The sequence below is a fragment of the Coriobacteriaceae bacterium genome, from assembly GCA_025992705.1.
Lineage (GTDB): Bacteria > Actinomycetota > Coriobacteriia > Coriobacteriales > QAMH01 > QAMH01.
Map to the genome: position 1 here is coordinate 1,074,968 of DAJPGJ010000001.1, position 15,681 is coordinate 1,090,648.

12 protein-coding genes are annotated in these 15,681 nt (G+C 60.7%); 8 read left to right on the top strand and 4 right to left on the bottom strand.

Features of this window, described 5'->3' with window-relative positions:
* Window positions 1–15 precede the first annotated feature (15 nt).
* Complete coding sequence (gene lgt / locus OIM11_04870) at window positions 16–840, top strand: prolipoprotein diacylglyceryl transferase (GenBank protein ID HJJ00463.1); 825 nt, start codon at window positions 16–18, stop codon at window positions 838–840.
* Window positions 841–914: 74 nt separating this feature from the next.
* Window positions 915–1,718 carry a YebC/PmpR family DNA-binding transcriptional regulator gene (locus OIM11_04875; GenBank protein ID HJJ00464.1) on the top strand — a complete coding sequence of 268 codons (804 nt, stop codon included), beginning with the start codon at window positions 915–917 and terminating at the stop codon, window positions 1,716–1,718.
* Between the two features lie 59 nt (window positions 1,719–1,777).
* On the opposite strand, the gene OIM11_04880 is transcribed toward OIM11_04875, so the two are convergent.
* The 4 genes from OIM11_04880 to ruvC all read right to left on the bottom strand — a co-directional run bounded on the left by OIM11_04880 (window position 1,778) and on the right by ruvC (window position 6,836).
* Window positions 1,778–4,381 carry a VaFE repeat-containing surface-anchored protein gene (locus OIM11_04880; protein ID HJJ00465.1) on the bottom strand — a complete coding sequence of 868 codons (2,604 nt, stop codon included), beginning with the start codon at window positions 4,379–4,381 and terminating at the stop codon, window positions 1,778–1,780.
* Between the two features lie 321 nt (window positions 4,382–4,702).
* Entirely contained in the window at window positions 4,703–5,731 is a 1,029-nt protein-coding gene (ruvB, locus tag OIM11_04885) for a Holliday junction branch migration DNA helicase RuvB (GenBank protein ID HJJ00466.1), read from the bottom strand.
* Window positions 5,728–6,312, bottom strand: a complete 585-nt coding sequence (gene ruvA, locus OIM11_04890) for a Holliday junction branch migration protein RuvA (protein HJJ00467.1) — start codon at window positions 6,310–6,312, stop codon at window positions 5,728–5,730. The genes ruvB and ruvA overlap by 4 nt, the downstream gene beginning before the upstream one ends.
* Window positions 6,309–6,836 (bottom strand): crossover junction endodeoxyribonuclease RuvC, encoded by a 528-nt coding sequence (gene ruvC / locus OIM11_04895; protein HJJ00468.1) that lies wholly within the window; start codon window positions 6,834–6,836, stop codon window positions 6,309–6,311. The genes ruvA and ruvC overlap by 4 nt, the downstream gene beginning before the upstream one ends.
* 207 nt (window positions 6,837–7,043) lie before the next feature.
* Between ruvC and metK the strand changes: the two genes are divergently transcribed.
* From metK to secF, 6 genes are all read left to right on the top strand, one after another.
* Window positions 7,044–8,288 carry a methionine adenosyltransferase gene (metK, locus tag OIM11_04900; protein HJJ00469.1) on the top strand — a complete coding sequence of 415 codons (1,245 nt, stop codon included), beginning with the start codon at window positions 7,044–7,046 and terminating at the stop codon, window positions 8,286–8,288.
* Window positions 8,289–8,295: 7 nt separating this feature from the next.
* Entirely contained in the window at window positions 8,296–10,590 is a 2,295-nt protein-coding gene (gene priA, locus OIM11_04905) for a primosomal protein N' (protein ID HJJ00470.1), read from the top strand.
* 447 nt (window positions 10,591–11,037) lie between these two features.
* On the top strand, window positions 11,038–11,379 hold the full coding sequence (gene rplS, locus OIM11_04910; GenBank protein ID HJJ00471.1) for a 50S ribosomal protein L19: 342 nt from the start codon (window positions 11,038–11,040) through the stop codon (window positions 11,377–11,379).
* 65 nt (window positions 11,380–11,444) lie between these two features.
* Window positions 11,445–12,062: a ribonuclease HII gene (locus OIM11_04915; protein ID HJJ00472.1), complete on the top strand. Its 618-nt coding sequence runs from the start codon at window positions 11,445–11,447 to the stop codon at window positions 12,060–12,062.
* Window positions 12,063–12,161: 99 nt separating this feature from the next.
* Window positions 12,162–13,991 carry a protein translocase subunit SecD gene (secD, locus tag OIM11_04920; protein HJJ00473.1) on the top strand — a complete coding sequence of 610 codons (1,830 nt, stop codon included), beginning with the start codon at window positions 12,162–12,164 and terminating at the stop codon, window positions 13,989–13,991.
* On the top strand, window positions 13,992–15,644 hold the full coding sequence (secF, locus tag OIM11_04925; GenBank protein HJJ00474.1) for a protein translocase subunit SecF: 1,653 nt from the start codon (window positions 13,992–13,994) through the stop codon (window positions 15,642–15,644).
* Window positions 15,645–15,681 lie beyond the last annotated feature (37 nt).

Here is a 15,681-nt window from a genome sequence, read left to right on the forward strand (position 1 = left end):
GCTACCATGCTCGGCATGTTAAACGAGCTGTATCATTCCATCGACCCTGTCCTTTTCAGCATCGGCCCGCTGAGCGTCCGCTGGTACGGGCTCGCCTACGTCGCGGGCTTCATTTGCGCGGGCCTCATCGTGTACTTCTATGCCAAGCATTGGAAGTTGCGCTTCAGCTCCTATGACACGCTTGTCTTCGTCTGCTACTGCGCGTTTGGCATCATCATCGGCGCGCGTCTCGGATACTGCCTCTTCTATGGAGACGGATACTACCTTGCGCATCCTCTCGAGATCTTCGCGGTTTCGAATGGCGGCATGTCCTTTCACGGCGGGCTTGTCGGCATTGTCATCGCCGGTCTCATCTACTCGCGCGTATACGACGTGCCCTTTCTCACGCTTGCCGATCTCGTCTCGTGCGCCGTTCCCGTGGGACTCTTCTTCGGCCGCTGCGCGAACTTCGTGAACGGCGAGCTCTATGGCGCCCCGACGGATCTGCCCATCGGCGTTGACTTCACCGGAACGGGGGTCATGTACCACCCATCCCAGCTCTACGAGGCGCTGCTTGAGGGCCTTGTCATCTTCTTCGTGCTTTTCGCGCTGTCGCGCAAGACGGATCCTCCACGTCCGCGCGGCTTCTTCCTCGGGACCTTCCTCGTGCTCTACGGCGTCTTCCGCATCCTCATCGAATTCGTGAGGCTACCCGATGTGCAGCTCGGCTACTTCTTCGGAACCTGGGGCACGATGGGACAGCTCCTTTCGCTCCCGATGCTCGTCGTGGGAATCTGCCTGCTTACATGGAGTCTCATGCGCAAAGACCCCCAAAGGGGCATGCCCGCGAATCGTGTATGAACGGTTTGCTACACGAACATAAGCGGGAGTGCTAGAATACTGCGGTCAATCCAATAGCACGGAAGGATTCATTCATGTCCGGACATTCCAAGTGGGCAACCACCAAGCATCGCAAGGCGGCGCAGGACTCCAAGCGCTCGGCGATGTTCTCCAAGCTCAGCCGTATCATTACCGTCGCAGCGAAGACCGGCGGCGATCCCAATCCCGAGAACAACGCCTCCCTGGCGGCAGCCATCGCCAAGGCCAAGGGCTATTCCATGCCCAAGGACAAGATCAAGGTCGCGATTGACAAGGCCTTTGGCTCGGGTGCCGATGCGGCGAACTTCGAGGAAGTTACCTACGAGGGTTATGGTCCTGCCGGTATCGGCGTGTACGTCGAGTGCCTGACGGACAATCGCAACCGCACTGCCGCGGACGTGCGCAGCGCGTTTTCGCATTCGGGCGGCAATCTGGGTGCAAATGGTTCGGTCGCCTACATGTTCGACCGCAAGGGCCAGATTACCGTCCTGAAAGAGAGCGAGACCGGCGACAAGAAGAACCCCACCGCCCCCAACGGCGCGGCTGCTGATTCCGACGAGTTCGAGATGGCCGTTATCGAGGCTGGCGCGGACGATTACGAAGAGGCCGATGACGAGTGGGTCGTCTTCACCGAGCCGAGCGACCTCATGGCCGTGCGCAGCGCCCTCGAGGAGCAGGGCATCGAGGTCAAGGGCGCCGAGCTCATCTTCGAGCCCAACAACCCCACGGCTATCTCCGTTGCCGATGCCAAGAAGGTGCAGCGCCTCATCGACAAACTCGAGGAGTTCGACGACGTCCAGAACGTCTACAGCACGATGGATATCACCGACGAGATTGCCGCAGCCCTCGAGGAGGACTAGGGATCATCTCATCCGATCGTCGAGAAGGCCCGTGCATTTCGCACGGGCCTTCTTTGTCACTATCTGAAGGGGTCGTCGCTGTGGGCTATGGCCTCAAGCGTTTTCCTGCGCCGATGCAGCGCATAGGCGCAGCAGACGCAGACACATGCCACGAGAGCGAGTGCCGCAAGAGCTACCCGTGCGAGAAAGTCACCGGTGAGAGGTGATCCTGCAAGGGTTGCGATGCCGGTTGATTTGCCGTCTGTCGTTGGTATCGCGGCGTCGGGGTCAAGCTCGCCGCTCGTCACCGTCTGGGCGACATCTTCGAGGTCCGCGTGCTCGGCAACCACGTTACCGTCGTGCTCGAGCGTTTCGAAGGCGACAAGCACCTGGCTCGATTGCGAACTTGCGTCAAACCCATATTCGACATCTACGGAGCCCGAGACCTCCTGCGGGACGAATGGCACCTCGGCGCTCACGGCAGCACCGTCTGCGGTTAGGGCGCAACCCGTCTCCTTGTCCATGAGCACGCCCTTGAACCGGTACTGCTCGCCAGGAACGAGATTTGCATAGCTGACCGTATCGATGATGGTCACGGCCTCGGCATGCGCGTCGATGACCTTGTCGCCATCAGATTTGTCCGTTGCGCTTGAGCTCAGCTTCACGGTCTTGACCGTCTGCCTTTCGTCCTCGAAGTCCTGGTGGCTGGCGATGAGGTGTCCCTCCTCGTCAGTGAGCTTGTCGAAGACGACGATATCATGGCCGGCTATTCCGGTCGTATCGACGGGAAGCTCCATGTCGACATGTCCCTCGGATGCATCGGGTGTGAACTCGGCACAGGCGAAGATGACCTTGCCCTGGGCGTCTCTGAGGGCGTTTCCGGTTGCCTTGTCGTTGAGCGTGCAGCTCGCCGTATACGATTGCCCGGGCTTGAGACCGTCGTAGCTGATGCATTCCATGATGGAGGCATCGGCGCCCATGACGTAGTTATCGAGATCTGCCGCGTCTTGCGCCGTTGCGATGATGATGGGCTCGACGCTGAGCGTTTGCTCGGCGGTATCCGCACCCTCGGATGTGATGCTCATCCCGTCATCAGAGACAAGCTCGACGCGTAATATGATGTTCTCGCCTGCGAGCTTCGAGGTGTCGAGCGTGACCTGCATGTCGAGCTTGCCGTTTTGCCGCTGGGCGACGAATTCCTGCGATGCGAAGGCGGGCGTGCCATCGGGTCCCGGTACGCTCTCGTCCGTGCTCTGGACGAATGCGGAACAATTGACGCGGTAGCTCTTGGCGATAACGAGATTGCGATAGTCGATTGACTCACTGACGATGGCGTTTTCTATGGGGCGGATGAGCTTGTCGGCATCAGCTGCATCGGTTGCTGAGCCCGAAACCCCAGGTCGCGTATTGACGATATTATCGAGTTTGACGGTGAAGTTGTCACGATTGATGGAGAACTGCGTCGAGATGAGGTTCGTCCCCGCGTTTGCGGCGCATGGCAGCTCCTGGAGCAGGTACGAGCCGTAGGGGAGGGCGCCACGGGTATCATCGGCAGGGGAGGTCATGCTCATCGCATCCATCGAGAACCAGGTGCCGCATGCACTCGTGAGCTTCGTCTCGTCGAGTTTGTAGACGCCATCGATGTTCGCGAGGATGGCGGCGTCGCTCCTGTTCGTATCGAGAGCGTGAGGGGAGCGTTCTGCGCTGGACGTGAAGTCCCCGTGCTCGTTCGTCACGACCACGTGGCTTTCGGTGAGATCAGGACCTTCGTCATTGGCATACGAGAGCAGGAAGGGAATCCCCGCAAGCGTTATGCCGGCCTCGTCCACTTTCCTGAACATGACGTCGCCACGCATGACGGCGAGGGTTTCCTCGAGGGACTCGAAGTTGAGCAGGGGCTCGACCTCGGTCCTGTCCCGTGTCGCGATATCAAAGCTCAAAACGTCGTTGACGGGGAAGAAGCCGGCGGGTGCGTGCTCGAGGGTCACCGTATAGTGCCCGAGGGGCAGGACGAGGAGGCCATGCGGCCCCTCGTAGAGGGGAGAGCCCTCGACAAGATGCTCGCGTGAAAGAAGCACTTCGCCGTTCTCGTCCGACGTGAAGGTCCAGCTGCGCGTGGGGCCGGCAATGATCTTGTCATCATCGAAGCTATCGAAGTGGGAGATGACGTAGCGGGCGTTGCCGAGGCGTGCTCCGGCAACATCGGCCGCATTACCCGTCTCCGCGTTGATCTCGCGGATGAGCAGCTCTGGCGCGGCAAAGCCCGGAGCTGCGCTTGCCTTGATGCAGGTGCTTGCCCCGACTGCGACGTCGACTTGCTGCAAATGCGTGGAGAGGGCAAACCCCGGGGAAGCGAGCTCTTCACGTACGAAGTATCTGCCGGGATGCAGGTTTGAGAGGCGTGCGTGGCCAGACTCATCGGTTATGAGCTCTCCGGCTTTTTGCGTGCATTGATAATCCACATACACGCCAAAGCGCGCATCCGCGAGGGAGTAGAGGGAATTACCGCTGCTCAAGCCCGGCAGGTCGCTCGTGTACTCGAGCTCGATACCACCCTCGTCGTTTGCCAGGGACCGTGCCATGGGAAACGCCGGTAGGGAGAAGAGAACGACACATGCAATGGTCACAATCAGGGCAGTGGCGGCCCGCCAATTAGAATCGTGCGTTCGACTGCGTGTTTTCATACGAATGTCCTTTCCGTGCTTCATGGGATAGCCTGAGTGCCCATGCGACGATGCCGCATGGGTAGCTGGGAAGCTATCGCAGATGCAACGGAGCGAACCACCCCGGGAATCTGAGCGTTTTCGGAGCAAAACAGGAGCGTTTTCGGAGCAAAATCAGAGTGAAACCGGAAAGCGGCAGCTAGGTGGGGCTGTTATTGTTGGAGAGATTTCTCGACTCCGCTGCGCTTCGCTCAAAATGACAATAATTGTCATCTCGACTGAAGCGGCCGTAAGGCCGCGGAATGGAGAGATCTCGCATTTTCCGAAATGACCGCGAATATCCTATTCAACAGGATATGGCACGCCCAGATGCGCGAATGCCTTGTGCGTTGCCTGGCGCCCTTTGGGGGTGCGGTTGACGAGACCCTGCTTGAGGAGGAAGGGCTCGTAGACGTCCTCGATGGAATCGACTTCCTCGCCCAATGCGCTTGCGAGCGCGGACAGGCCGACGGGACGGCCTTCGAAGGTGTTGACGAGCATGTCGAGGATGCGGTTGTCCATGGGGTCGAGGCCAAGCTCGTCGACTTCGAAGAAGGCAAGCGCCTCGCGGGCGACTTGTTCGTCTATGAAGCCGTTGCAGCGCACTTGCGAGAAATCGCGTACGCGTCTGAGCAGACGATTTGCCAGGCGTGGCGTCGCGCGTGCACGCGAGGCAATCTCGTACGCACCGGCATCGTCGATGTCGATGGAGAGAATGGTGGCCGAGCGTACGACGATGTCCTTGAGTTCGTCGCTCGAGTAGTAGTCCATGTGGAATGCCGCGCCGAAGCGGTCGCGCAGTGGGCCGGTGAGCATGCCCGTACGCGTGGTGGCGGCGATGAGCGTGAAGCGGGGGATATCCAGGCGTATGGAACGGGCTGCAGGACCCTGGCCGATGACGATGTCGATCGCGTAATCTTCCATGGCGGGGTAGAGGACTTCCTCGACGGCCCGGTTGAGACGATGTATCTCGTCGATGAAGAGGATGTCGCCCTCCTCGAGGTTGGTGAGGATGGCGGCGAGATCCCCTGCGCGGTCGATGGCGGGACCTGAGGTCGTGCGTATCTGGACGCCCATCTCGTTTGCGACGACGCTGGCAAGCGTCGTCTTGCCGAGACCCGGAGGCCCCGAGAAGAGCAGGTGGTCGAGTGCCTCGCCACGCATGCGTGCGGCTTGGATGAGAACGGAGAGGTTGTCCTTGATACGACCTTGGCCAAGGTAATCGTCGAGGGTCTTGGGGCGCAAGTTTGCCTCTGAGCGGGCGTCCTCGGGTTGCTCGTGCGCATCCACGATGCGTTGGGTGTTCTCGAAATCGGGGGCCTCCCAGATCATTGCGTGCCTCCCATGTGCTTGAGTGCATAGCGAATGATGCTGCTCGTGTCTGTCTCGGTGCAGCCCTTGAGCGCCGTGGCGACTTCCTCGGTGCTGAAGCCCATGGACTCAAGTGCTGCGGCGGCATCTTGCAGGGGGCGGTTTGCCTCGTCAAGCGCGAGAGTCTCGAAGGTGCTACTTGTTTTGAGGACCCCCTGAAGCTCGAGAATCATGCGTTGCGCGATTTTCTTACCAACACCGGGGATGGTCGATATGGCGGTGACGTCACCGGCGGCAATGTGCGCGACGAAGTCGGCGGGCTTGAAGGTGGAGAGGGCCGAGATCGCCATCTTGGGGCCGATGCCGCTCACGGCAATGAGCTTCTCGAAGAGCTCCCGCTCGGCGGGCTCCGAAAATCCGAAAAGCGAGACGTCGTCTTCCTTGACGTGCAGGTACGTCCAGACCTGGGCAGGGTTGCCGCAGGCGGGAAGCGTGGCGAGCGCATGGACGGACATCGCAAGCTCGTAGCCAATGCCACCGGCCTCGATGATGGCACTCTCTGCATCCTTGTAGGCGACGATGCCCTTGATGAAAGCGATCACGCTACTTCTCCTTGCCGTGTGCGATCTTCAAGCTGCTGTTGGACTTGTCTCTCGATGGACCTTGCCGTGCGCAGGCGCGCGTGTGTGATGGCTGCCGCCAGGGCGTCTGCCGCGTGGTCTGGCTTGGGCTCGTGGTCGAGCTTGAGCACGGCTCGTACCATGTACTGGATCTGCTTCTTGTCTGCCGAGCCCGTGCCCACGAGCGTCTGCTTGATCTGCATGGGGGTGTACTCGTCGTATTCGAGGCCCTTGTATGCACAGGCGACGAGAGCCGCACCACGCGCCTGTGCCGTGGGGATGGCTGACTTTGCATTGGTGCCGAAGTAGATGCCCTCGACTGAGAGCTCCGAGGGGAGATAGCGATCGATGATCTCGAGAAGGTTGTCGTGGATGATTGCGAGGCGCATGGGCAGGTTGTGGTTCTTGCTCGTGGTGATGCAGCCGTAGGCGACGGGACTTACCCGCGCGCCGTTGCAGCGGATGATGCCCCAGCCCGTATTGGCCAGCCCTGGATCGATGCCCATGATGATATGTGAGCCCACGCGCATTCCTTCGATACAAACAAATGTTCGTGAATAGGATACCCGTTCGATTCTGCGCATGCAAGCCGGTCTTGCCAGATGGCGAGTTTCAACTCGGTGGCATTGTTCTTCATCGAGAGTAGCGTTGTGATAACCTATCGCCTATATGTTTTTGGCCGTGCGCGGCCACGCTTCTAGGAGCTGCTGGTAATGAGCAAGAATTCGTATCTCTTCACCTCGGAATCCGTCACCGAGGGACATCCTGACAAAATCTGCGATCAAATCTCGGACGCCATTCTCGACGCGGTGCTTGCCAAGGAGATTCAGCTCGCCGAGGCAAACTACACTGCCCCCAACGGCATGCCCGCCGATCCCAAGAACGCGCGTGTCGCATGCGAAACGGTCACGAGCACGGGTCTGGTCATGGTCACGGGCGAGATTCGCACGCAGGCCTATATCGACGTCGATCGCATCGTGCGCGACACGATCCGCGAGATTGGCTACACGCGCGCCAAGTTCGGCTTTGACGGCAATACCTGTGGCGTCATCAATGCCATCCACGAGCAGAGCCCCGATATCGCCCAGGGCGTCGACGCGAGCTCCGAGTTCAAGGAAGACGGCGCCGACGAGCTCGACGTTTTCGGTGCCGGTGATCAGGGCATGATGTTCGGCTTTGCCTGCAACGAGACCTCTCAGCTCATGCCCATGCCCATCTACCTCGCTCATCGTCTGTCCGAGCAGCTTACCAAGGTGCGCAAGGACGGTACGCTCGAATATCTGCGTCCGGACGGCAAGACGCAGGTGTCGGTCCGCTACGTCGATGACAAGCCCGTTGCCGTCGAGAAGATCCTCATCTCGACGCAGCATTCCGACGACGTCACGCAGGATCAGATTCGCGCCGACATGATCGAGCACGTCATCAAACCGGTCTTTGCGAAGGAGGGCATCACCTACGAGGATGCCCAGATATACGTGAATCCCACTGGTCGCTTTGTCATCGGTGGCCCGATGGGCGATGCTGGCCTCACGGGCCGCAAAATCATCGTCGACACCTATGGCGGCATGGGTCGTCATGGCGGCGGCGCGTTCTCGGGCAAGGATCCCACGAAGGTCGACCGCAGCGGCGCCTACGCGGCACGTTGGGTCGCGAAGAACGTCGTGGCCGCCGGCCTTGCCGACAAGTGCGAGGTGCAAGTGGCATATGCCATCGGCGTGGCCCGTCCCTTGAGCCTCATGGTCGAGACCTTCGGCACCGAGCATGTCGATGCGGATGCCATCGAGAAAGCCGTCGAGGAGGTCTTCGACCTGCGTCCCGGTGCAATCCTGCGCGATCTCGACCTACAGCGTCCCATCTATCGTCAGACGGCCGCGTATGGTCACTTCGGCCGTGCGGAGTTCCCCTGGGAGCAGACCAATCGCGTCGACGAGCTCAAAGCTGCTTGCGGCCTGAGCTAACGGCTGCATGCTCGTCGCATCGGTCATAGTCGATATCGCGACTCGGGCACTTGACAGGCCCTTCAATTACCTCGTTCCGCCGCAGCTCGTGCCGAGCGCACAGGTGGGCTGCGCGGTCAGCGTCGATTTCGGGAATCGTCCCGTCGTCGGCTACATCATCGAGCTCGCCGAGATGGACGAGGCACGGTGTGCGGCGGTCGTCGGTGACATCTCCAAGCTCAAGCCCCTGCTCGGCGTGCTCTCCGAGCCGTATTTCGATTCGGTATCGGCATTGCTTGCCACCTGGATAGCGCACGAGTATCTCTGCACCTTGCCCGAGGCGCTCCATCTCTTCACGCCGCCTGGCGGTTCCCCCAAGGTGAAGCGCGTCGAGGGGGAGTGGCAACTCGTTTTCCCCGGCGTCGGTCCGGTCGATGACCGTTGGGCCGTCCTCACCGAGGAGGCATCGGGGTTCGTGCCCGCCAAAAACGCCGCCAAGCAGCAACGCGTCCTCGAGGCGCTCTCGTGCGGTGGCATGCGTGTCGTGGAGTTGTCCGCGCTCCTCGGCAACGTCAGTGCGACGCTCAAATCCCTCGAGAAGCGAGGCGTCGTGCGCATCGAGAACCGCAGGCACATGCGCGGCGCCATGCCGGCCGTACGTGGCGCGTGCTGTGCCGCCGACCAGCTCACGCAAGGCCAGGAGCATGCCCTTGCCGCGATTCACGCGACTGTCGCCGGCGAAACGGCTTCCAACGTTGTCGTGCTCGATGGCATCACGGGTTCGGGCAAGACCGAGGTGTACCTGCGTGCCATTGACGAGACCCTGCAAGCGGGAAAGTCCGCCATCGTGCTCGTCCCCGAGATAGCCCTCACGCCCCAGACGGTAGGCAGGTTCAGGGCGCGTTTTTCGGATGACGTCGCGGTTTTGCATTCGCGTCTCTCGGCGGGTGAGCGCTTCGATCAGTGGGACCTCATTCGCCAGGGCAGGGCGCATGTCGTCGTAGGCACGCGCAGCGCGCTGTTCGCGCCCGTGACAGATCTTGGGCTCGTCATCATCGACGAGGAACACGACTCCTCCTACAAGCAGGACAACGCCCCGCGCTACGATGCGCGTGTCGTAGCCCGCAAGTTGACCGAGATGCGCGAGGCGATGCTCATCTTGGGTTCGGCCACGCCGAGCATCGACACGCTTGCGTCATGCGCGGGTGGTGCGCGCTGCGAGCGCGCCTGGCAACGCGTCGTGCTTGGCGAGCGTCCAAGCGGTCAGCCCTTGCCCGACGTGCAAATCGTCGATATGGCACGGGAGTTCAAGGGTGGCTCGCGTTCGATGTTTTCCCAGGTACTTGTCGATGCGCTAGCAGGCGTATACGAGCGCAAGGAGAAGGCCGTGCTGCTGCTCAATCGGCGCGGCTTCGCCTCATTCGTGCTCTGTCGTGAATGCGGTTTCGTTCCCGAATGTCCACACTGCTCGACTTCGCTCACCTATCACGAGCGTTCGGCCACGCTCGTCTGCCACCACTGCGGCCACATCGAACCCATGCCGGCAACCTGCCCCCAATGCGGCAGTCCGTACCTGCGCAAGTTCGGTGCCGGTACCGAGCGCGTGGAGGCCGAACTGCGCCAGGTCGTTCCCGACGACATGCCCATCATCCGCATGGATGCCGATACCACCAAGGCAAAGGGCGCGCACGAACGCCTTCTTGGGGAGTTTTCCGCGAGTGAAGGGGGCATTCTCCTTGGCACCCAGATGATCGCGAAGGGCCTCGACTTTCCCGATGTTACGCTCGTGGGCGTCATCAATGCCGACACCACGCTCAAACTCCCCGACTTTCGCGCACCTGAGCGCACGTTCCAGCTGCTCGAGCAGGTGAGCGGCCGTGCGGGTCGTGCCGACAAGCCCGGTCGCGTCATCGTCCAGACCTACTGGCCCGAGCATCCTGCGATTCTCGCCGCGGCCGCGCATGATAGGGGGCTCTTTCTCGAACAGGAGCTACCCTCGCGCGAGGAGCTCGGCTATCCACCCTATGTGCGCCTCGCGAACGTGCTCGCGTGGGGCAGGAACGAACAGGCGGTGCGCCAGGTCATCACCGAGTTGACGCTTGCCATCAACTCGTCCATGATCTCGGCAGGGCAGGAATGGGAGGTGCTCGGTCCTTCACCGTGCCTGCTCTCGCGCCTACGCGGGCTCTACCGCTGGCATACCCTCATCAAGGCACCCGTGGGCGCGGATATCTCCGCCATAATCGAACCCGTCCTCAAGGCGCGCAAGGCCAATGACGAGGTGCGTATCGCCGTGGACATCGACCCCGACAACTTGTTCTGAGATGAGACAGTTGCTCAGGGACGCTGTCTCATTAACCATTATCCTGTGCAATGCGAAGATGGGGCAATCGTCCTTGAGACATTTGCCCATATGATGCGTGCAGGCAAGCTGTGAAGCGGAGGTCCAAGGGAGCGCACCATCAAGTAACCTAACGTCGGACAGGCCGTCGAGCCGAGGTCTAAGGGAGCGAGCCGAAAGGACCACGAAGTGGACCGTCGGGGAGCGACCATCGAGGCAAGACGGCCTGCCCGACGTCACCGCGAAGCGGGCTGTCGGGAAGCGACCGTCGAAGCGAAGCAGCCTGCCTGCACGCGTATTATGAGGTAGAGATCAAAAAATCGTTGCCTCGTACTTCGCATTGCTGTATTCTGTCTCTTCGCGTCGTTTCCTCCGTGAGGATAGGCCTGCACGTGAAACGAATGGCACGATGAGAAAAAGGATCAGACAATGGACTACATCCGCGCAATCGAGCAGCAGCAGATCAAGGAGATTCCCGAGTTCTTCCCGGGCTCCCATGTAAAGGTTCACTACCGCATCAAAGAGGGCAACCGCGAGCGCATCCAGGTGTTCGAGGGCGACGTCATCCGTCGTCATGGTTCCTCCAACCGCGAGACCTTCACGGTCCGCAAGGTGTCCTTCGGCGTAGGCGTCGAGCGTACCTTCCCCGTACATTCTCCCAAGATCGAGAAGATCGAGGTCGTTCGTCATGGTGCCGTACGTCGTGCCAAGCTCTACTATCTGCGCGACAAGGTCGGCAAGGCCGCCCGTCTGCGCGAGAAGGGCTTCTAATCGGCCTCACCAAACAAGAACGCGAAGAGCTCCGCAGGGTACATACCGCGGAGCTCTATTCTTATATGCGCGAGCTTGCGCCCGACGGCATCGTCGTCGGCATTGACGAGGTAGGCAGGGGAGCGTTGGCCGGCCCCCTTGTCGTTGCCTGCGTGGCCCTTTCCGATGAGCCGCAGATCGTGGGGCTCGATGATTCGAAGAAGCTCTCGCCCAAGCGGCGCGAGGAACTTGCCGCGCAGATCGACGAGCTGGCCCTTGGCGTGGGCATCGCACGCGTCGAGCCCGAGGAGATCGACGCCTGCGGTATGGCCGCATCCCTGCGCGTCGCGATGGTTCGCGCGCTCGCGGCGTGCAAAGGCGATCTTGCCGCCCGTGGCAACGATGACGATATCGCCACCGTGCTCATCGACGGCAATCCCGTGCACATTCACGAGGGAGAGCTTTGCGTTGTCAAGGGCGATGGAAAGATCGCCTGCATCGCAGCGGCGAGCATCGCCGCAAAGGTCGCCCGCGACAAACTCATGTGCGCGTATGCCCAGGATTATCCGGCATATGGCTTCGAGAGCAACAAGGGCTATGGTTCTGCCGCGCACATTGCCGCGCTCAAGGAGCACGGGGCGAGTGGTATCCACCGCCGGAGCTTTCTGGGCAACATACTCGCAGAGCAACAATCACTGTTGTAGAATGTTGGGTCATGCGCGTATGGCCCGCGTGCACGTATTACGAGCCTGCGCATACCGTATACACCGAGGAAACTTGCATCGAACGTACAGGAGTCTTTAATGGCGCAACGCAAGTCGTCCGCAGGCGGCTCAGGCAAGAAGGCCGAATCGGACATCGAGAAGCAAAAGCGCGCTAAGGAGCGCGAAAAGGCCGCCAAGAAGCGTGCCAAGGAGCGGGCAAAGCAGGAGCGAGATGTCGAGCGCTACCGCAAGGCGGCCGAGGCTGCTCGCAAACGCGCGGCAGAGGAGCGCTCCAAGCAGGCCGCTCGCGAGAACGATCCCGTCTATCAGGAGAAGAAGCGCAAGGAGGCCGAAAAGCTCAAGGAGCGCGGCAAGCGCGAGATGGAGAAGCAGCGCAAGCGCTCGGAGCGTCGAGGCGCCGCAGCCGCACGCTCCAAGGCAAAGATAGACGAGCGCGAAGCCCAGAAGAAGAACGGCATCTCGAGCGTGGAGCGCAAGCGTCGTCAGCGCGAATACGCCGATCTCGAACGTCGCCAGGCCCTTGCGAAGCAGAAGAAGGCCGGCGCCTCCAAATCCAAGCGCAATAGCAAGAGCCTCGCCTGCCTCGTCCTCATAATCATCCTTGCCATCGCCTCGGCAATCGCACTGTACCCGCCGCAAGACAAGATCACGATGGGTCTGGACATCCAAGGTGGCGTCTCCGTCAACCTCAAGGCATCGACCACCGATGGCTCGCCCATCACCGCCGAGCAGATGGAACAGACGCAGCTCGTCATCTCCAACCGCGTCAACGCGTCCGGTGCCGCCGCCGCGACCATTCAGCAGCAAGGCAGCGATGCCTTCCTCGTGCAGGTTCCGGGTGCGGCCGAGAATTCCCAGGCCATCCTCGACACGTTGAGTAGCCAGGGTGTTCTGGAGTTCGTGGATGTCTCCACCATTACCGACGAGACGGTACGCAACTACATCAACCAGGGTCTCACGGGCATGAACCTCAAGAAAGAGGGCGTGTCCTACACGCCGTTCATGACGGGCGAGAACGTCGAGAACGTCACGGTCGATCGTCCGCAGGCTTCGGCCGAGTACGCCGTCAACCTCCAGCTTGACGCGACGGGTACCTCCGAGTTTGCCTCGGTGACCCGCCAGCTCGTGAGCACTAACGGCAAGATCGCGATCTTGCTCGACGGCGTCGTCGAGTCGGCCCCGGCGGTCCAGTCTGCCATCACCAATGGCCAGGTGCAGATTACCGGCAATTATACCGTCGAAGAGGCAAACGCCCTCAAGACCATCATCGACTCCGGCTCGTTGCCCGTCTCGCTCTCCATCGAGCAAGCCTCGACGGTCGGCCCCACGCTCGGTCAGCAGGCGCTGTGGTCGGGCATACTCGCGGCCCTTATCGGCATCGCGCTTGTCGTGGTGTGGCTCCTCATCTTCTACAAGGGGCTTGGCTTGTTGCCCGCAGCGTCGATTTTCCTCATGTCCGTCGTGTACCTCGGCTTGCTTGCCCTGCTCTCCCAGGTGGGATGGTTCTCGCTCACCTTGCCTGGCATCGCGGGCATCATCGTCAACATAGGCATGTCCGCCGACTCCTCGATTCTCATCATGGAATGTTTCCACGAGCAGATACGCGAGGGCAAATCGGTCAAGACGGCGGCAACCGCGGGCGTCAAGGAAGGCATCTTCACCTCGCTTGACGCCGATGTGGTAACGCTCGTCTCGGCACTCATCCTCTACTTCTTCGCCATGGGTGACGTTCGCGGCTTCGGCCTTACGCTGGCCCTCGGCATCATCTGCGACCTTGTCGTCATGGCACTGTTCAGCGGCCCCATCATGCGTGTTCTCGGCCCGCGCGCCATCGATCGCCATCCTGCGTTCTGGGGAATTGTCGACGACGTCAACGAGGGCGAATACGTCGTGAAGGAGGCGATGTAAATGTACTCGTTGAGACCTCATACCAAATTCGATTTCGTCAGGCTCTGGAAATACGGTTTCAGGCTTTCTGGCGTCCTGATCGCACTGGCAATCGTCGGTTTCATCGTCAGCACGGTGCTTACGGGCGCACCCCTCACGCTCGGCACCGAGTTCTCGGGTGGCACCTCCATCCAGATCAATGACGCCGGTGACGTTACGGAAGACGAGATAAAGGACGCGTTTGCCACGGCTGCAAGCGAGCTCGGCTACGAAACGCAGATTTCGTCGATCCAGACGGCCGCAAGCATGTCCGGTGGCAATGGCTACATTGTCAAGACGACCGATACCGTATCGACCAACGCGAGCGAGATCATGGGCCACGTCGAGCAGACCCTTGGTATTGACGAGGGATCGGTCGAGATCGAGACCATTGGCGCGAGCTGGGGTGCTTCGGTCATATGGAGCTCCATCCTGGCGTTCTTCCTCTCATGTCTCGGCATTTTGGCCGTCATTGCCATTCGCTATCGCGAGCCGCGCATGGGTGTCGTCGCGCTTATCTGTCTGTTCCACGATATGATCGTCGTGCTCGGCATCTATGCCTGGGCCGGTTTGTTCTTCCACATGGAAATCACCTCCGACGTTATCGCGGCTCTGCTGGCCATCATCGGCTACTCGCTTTACGATACCGTCGTCGTGTTCCACCGCATTAGCAGGAATGCCTCGCCGCAGATGAAGTGCAGTCTTCTTACCTGCGCCAACCGCTCTCTCAACGAAGTTATCGTGCGTACCATCAACACGTCGATCACCTCGGTCATCCCCGTTCTGTTCATGTTGATCATCGGCACTGACACGCTCGTTGACTTCGCCTTCGCGATGTTCTGCGGCATGGTCGTCGGCGTGTACTCGACGCTGGCCATCTCGGCCCCGATCTACACCAAGTGGAAGGCGAAGGAGCCCGCCTACGCCCGCCTCGAGAACAAGTACCCCTACGAGGTCGTGCAATCGCCGTTCACCAAGCAGATGATGATCGAAGCGCGCAAGGAGACGGCTGCCAAGCTCAAGGTCGAGAAGGAGGAGCGCGCAAAGCTCAAACAGGAAGAGCGAGAAGCCGCTGCCAAGATCAAGCAGGAGGAGAAGGAAGCCCAGCGCGAGGCCGCACGGGGTGAGCATGACATCGCCAAGACGACCAAGCGCAAGGCCGATCAGGCGCATGAAGAGCTCAAGCAGGCCGAGAAAGACGCCAAGGCTGCCCTCGATGAGGAGTTTGCGCCTGATAGGCTCGCTGTCGAGGCGGAGGAGGCCGAGGCTGCCGAAACGCCTGCCGAGAAAGCGACAGGGGCTGACGATGAGAAACAGCCCACCACGCCTGCTGGCACCGAGTCACAGGTAGACGCCGTGCAGGATGCTCCCGTGGAAGCCGTTGAGGAAATCGACGAAGAAGTCGTCGAAGAGACCGCGCCTGCTGAGGCTGCAGGGTCTGACGAAGAAACCGAAGTCGAGGTAGGTGAGGAGACCACCGAGCAACCCGGGGAGCCGGCGGAGGAGTCCGAGCACGCACGTGGTCGCTACTCGGCCGAGAAACGCTCCAATCAAGATGACGATGTCATCACGACGACGAGCTTCTCGTATGGGTACACCACGGATGTAGACGAAGGGGAGGACCGTCGGGACTAACGGGTCGTGACCACTCGTCTTTTCGGTGCATGAACTA

What these genes read in the sequence shown, in the direction of transcription:
- lgt (HJJ00463.1), top strand. Translation starts at nt 16, where the DNA reads ATGTTAAACGAGCTGTATCATTCCATCGACCCTGTCCTTTTCAGCATC.
- OIM11_04875 (HJJ00464.1), top strand. Translation starts at nt 915, where the DNA reads ATGTCCGGACATTCCAAGTGGGCAACCACCAAGCATCGCAAGGCGGCG.
- OIM11_04880 (HJJ00465.1), bottom strand. Translation starts at nt 4,381, where the DNA reads ATGAAAACACGCAGTCGAACGCACGATTCTAATTGGCGGGCCGCCACT.
- ruvB (HJJ00466.1), bottom strand. Translation starts at nt 5,731, where the DNA reads ATGATCTGGGAGGCCCCCGATTTCGAGAACACCCAACGCATCGTGGAT.
- ruvC (HJJ00468.1), bottom strand. Translation starts at nt 6,836, where the DNA reads ATGGGCATCGATCCAGGGCTGGCCAATACGGGCTGGGGCATCATCCGC.
- metK (HJJ00469.1), top strand. Translation starts at nt 7,044, where the DNA reads ATGAGCAAGAATTCGTATCTCTTCACCTCGGAATCCGTCACCGAGGGA.
- priA (HJJ00470.1), top strand. Translation starts at nt 8,296, where the DNA reads ATGCTCGTCGCATCGGTCATAGTCGATATCGCGACTCGGGCACTTGAC.
- rplS (HJJ00471.1), top strand. Translation starts at nt 11,038, where the DNA reads ATGGACTACATCCGCGCAATCGAGCAGCAGCAGATCAAGGAGATTCCC.
- OIM11_04915 (HJJ00472.1), top strand. Translation starts at nt 11,445, where the DNA reads ATGCGCGAGCTTGCGCCCGACGGCATCGTCGTCGGCATTGACGAGGTA.
- secD (HJJ00473.1), top strand. Translation starts at nt 12,162, where the DNA reads ATGGCGCAACGCAAGTCGTCCGCAGGCGGCTCAGGCAAGAAGGCCGAA.
- secF (HJJ00474.1), top strand. Translation starts at nt 13,992, where the DNA reads ATGTACTCGTTGAGACCTCATACCAAATTCGATTTCGTCAGGCTCTGG.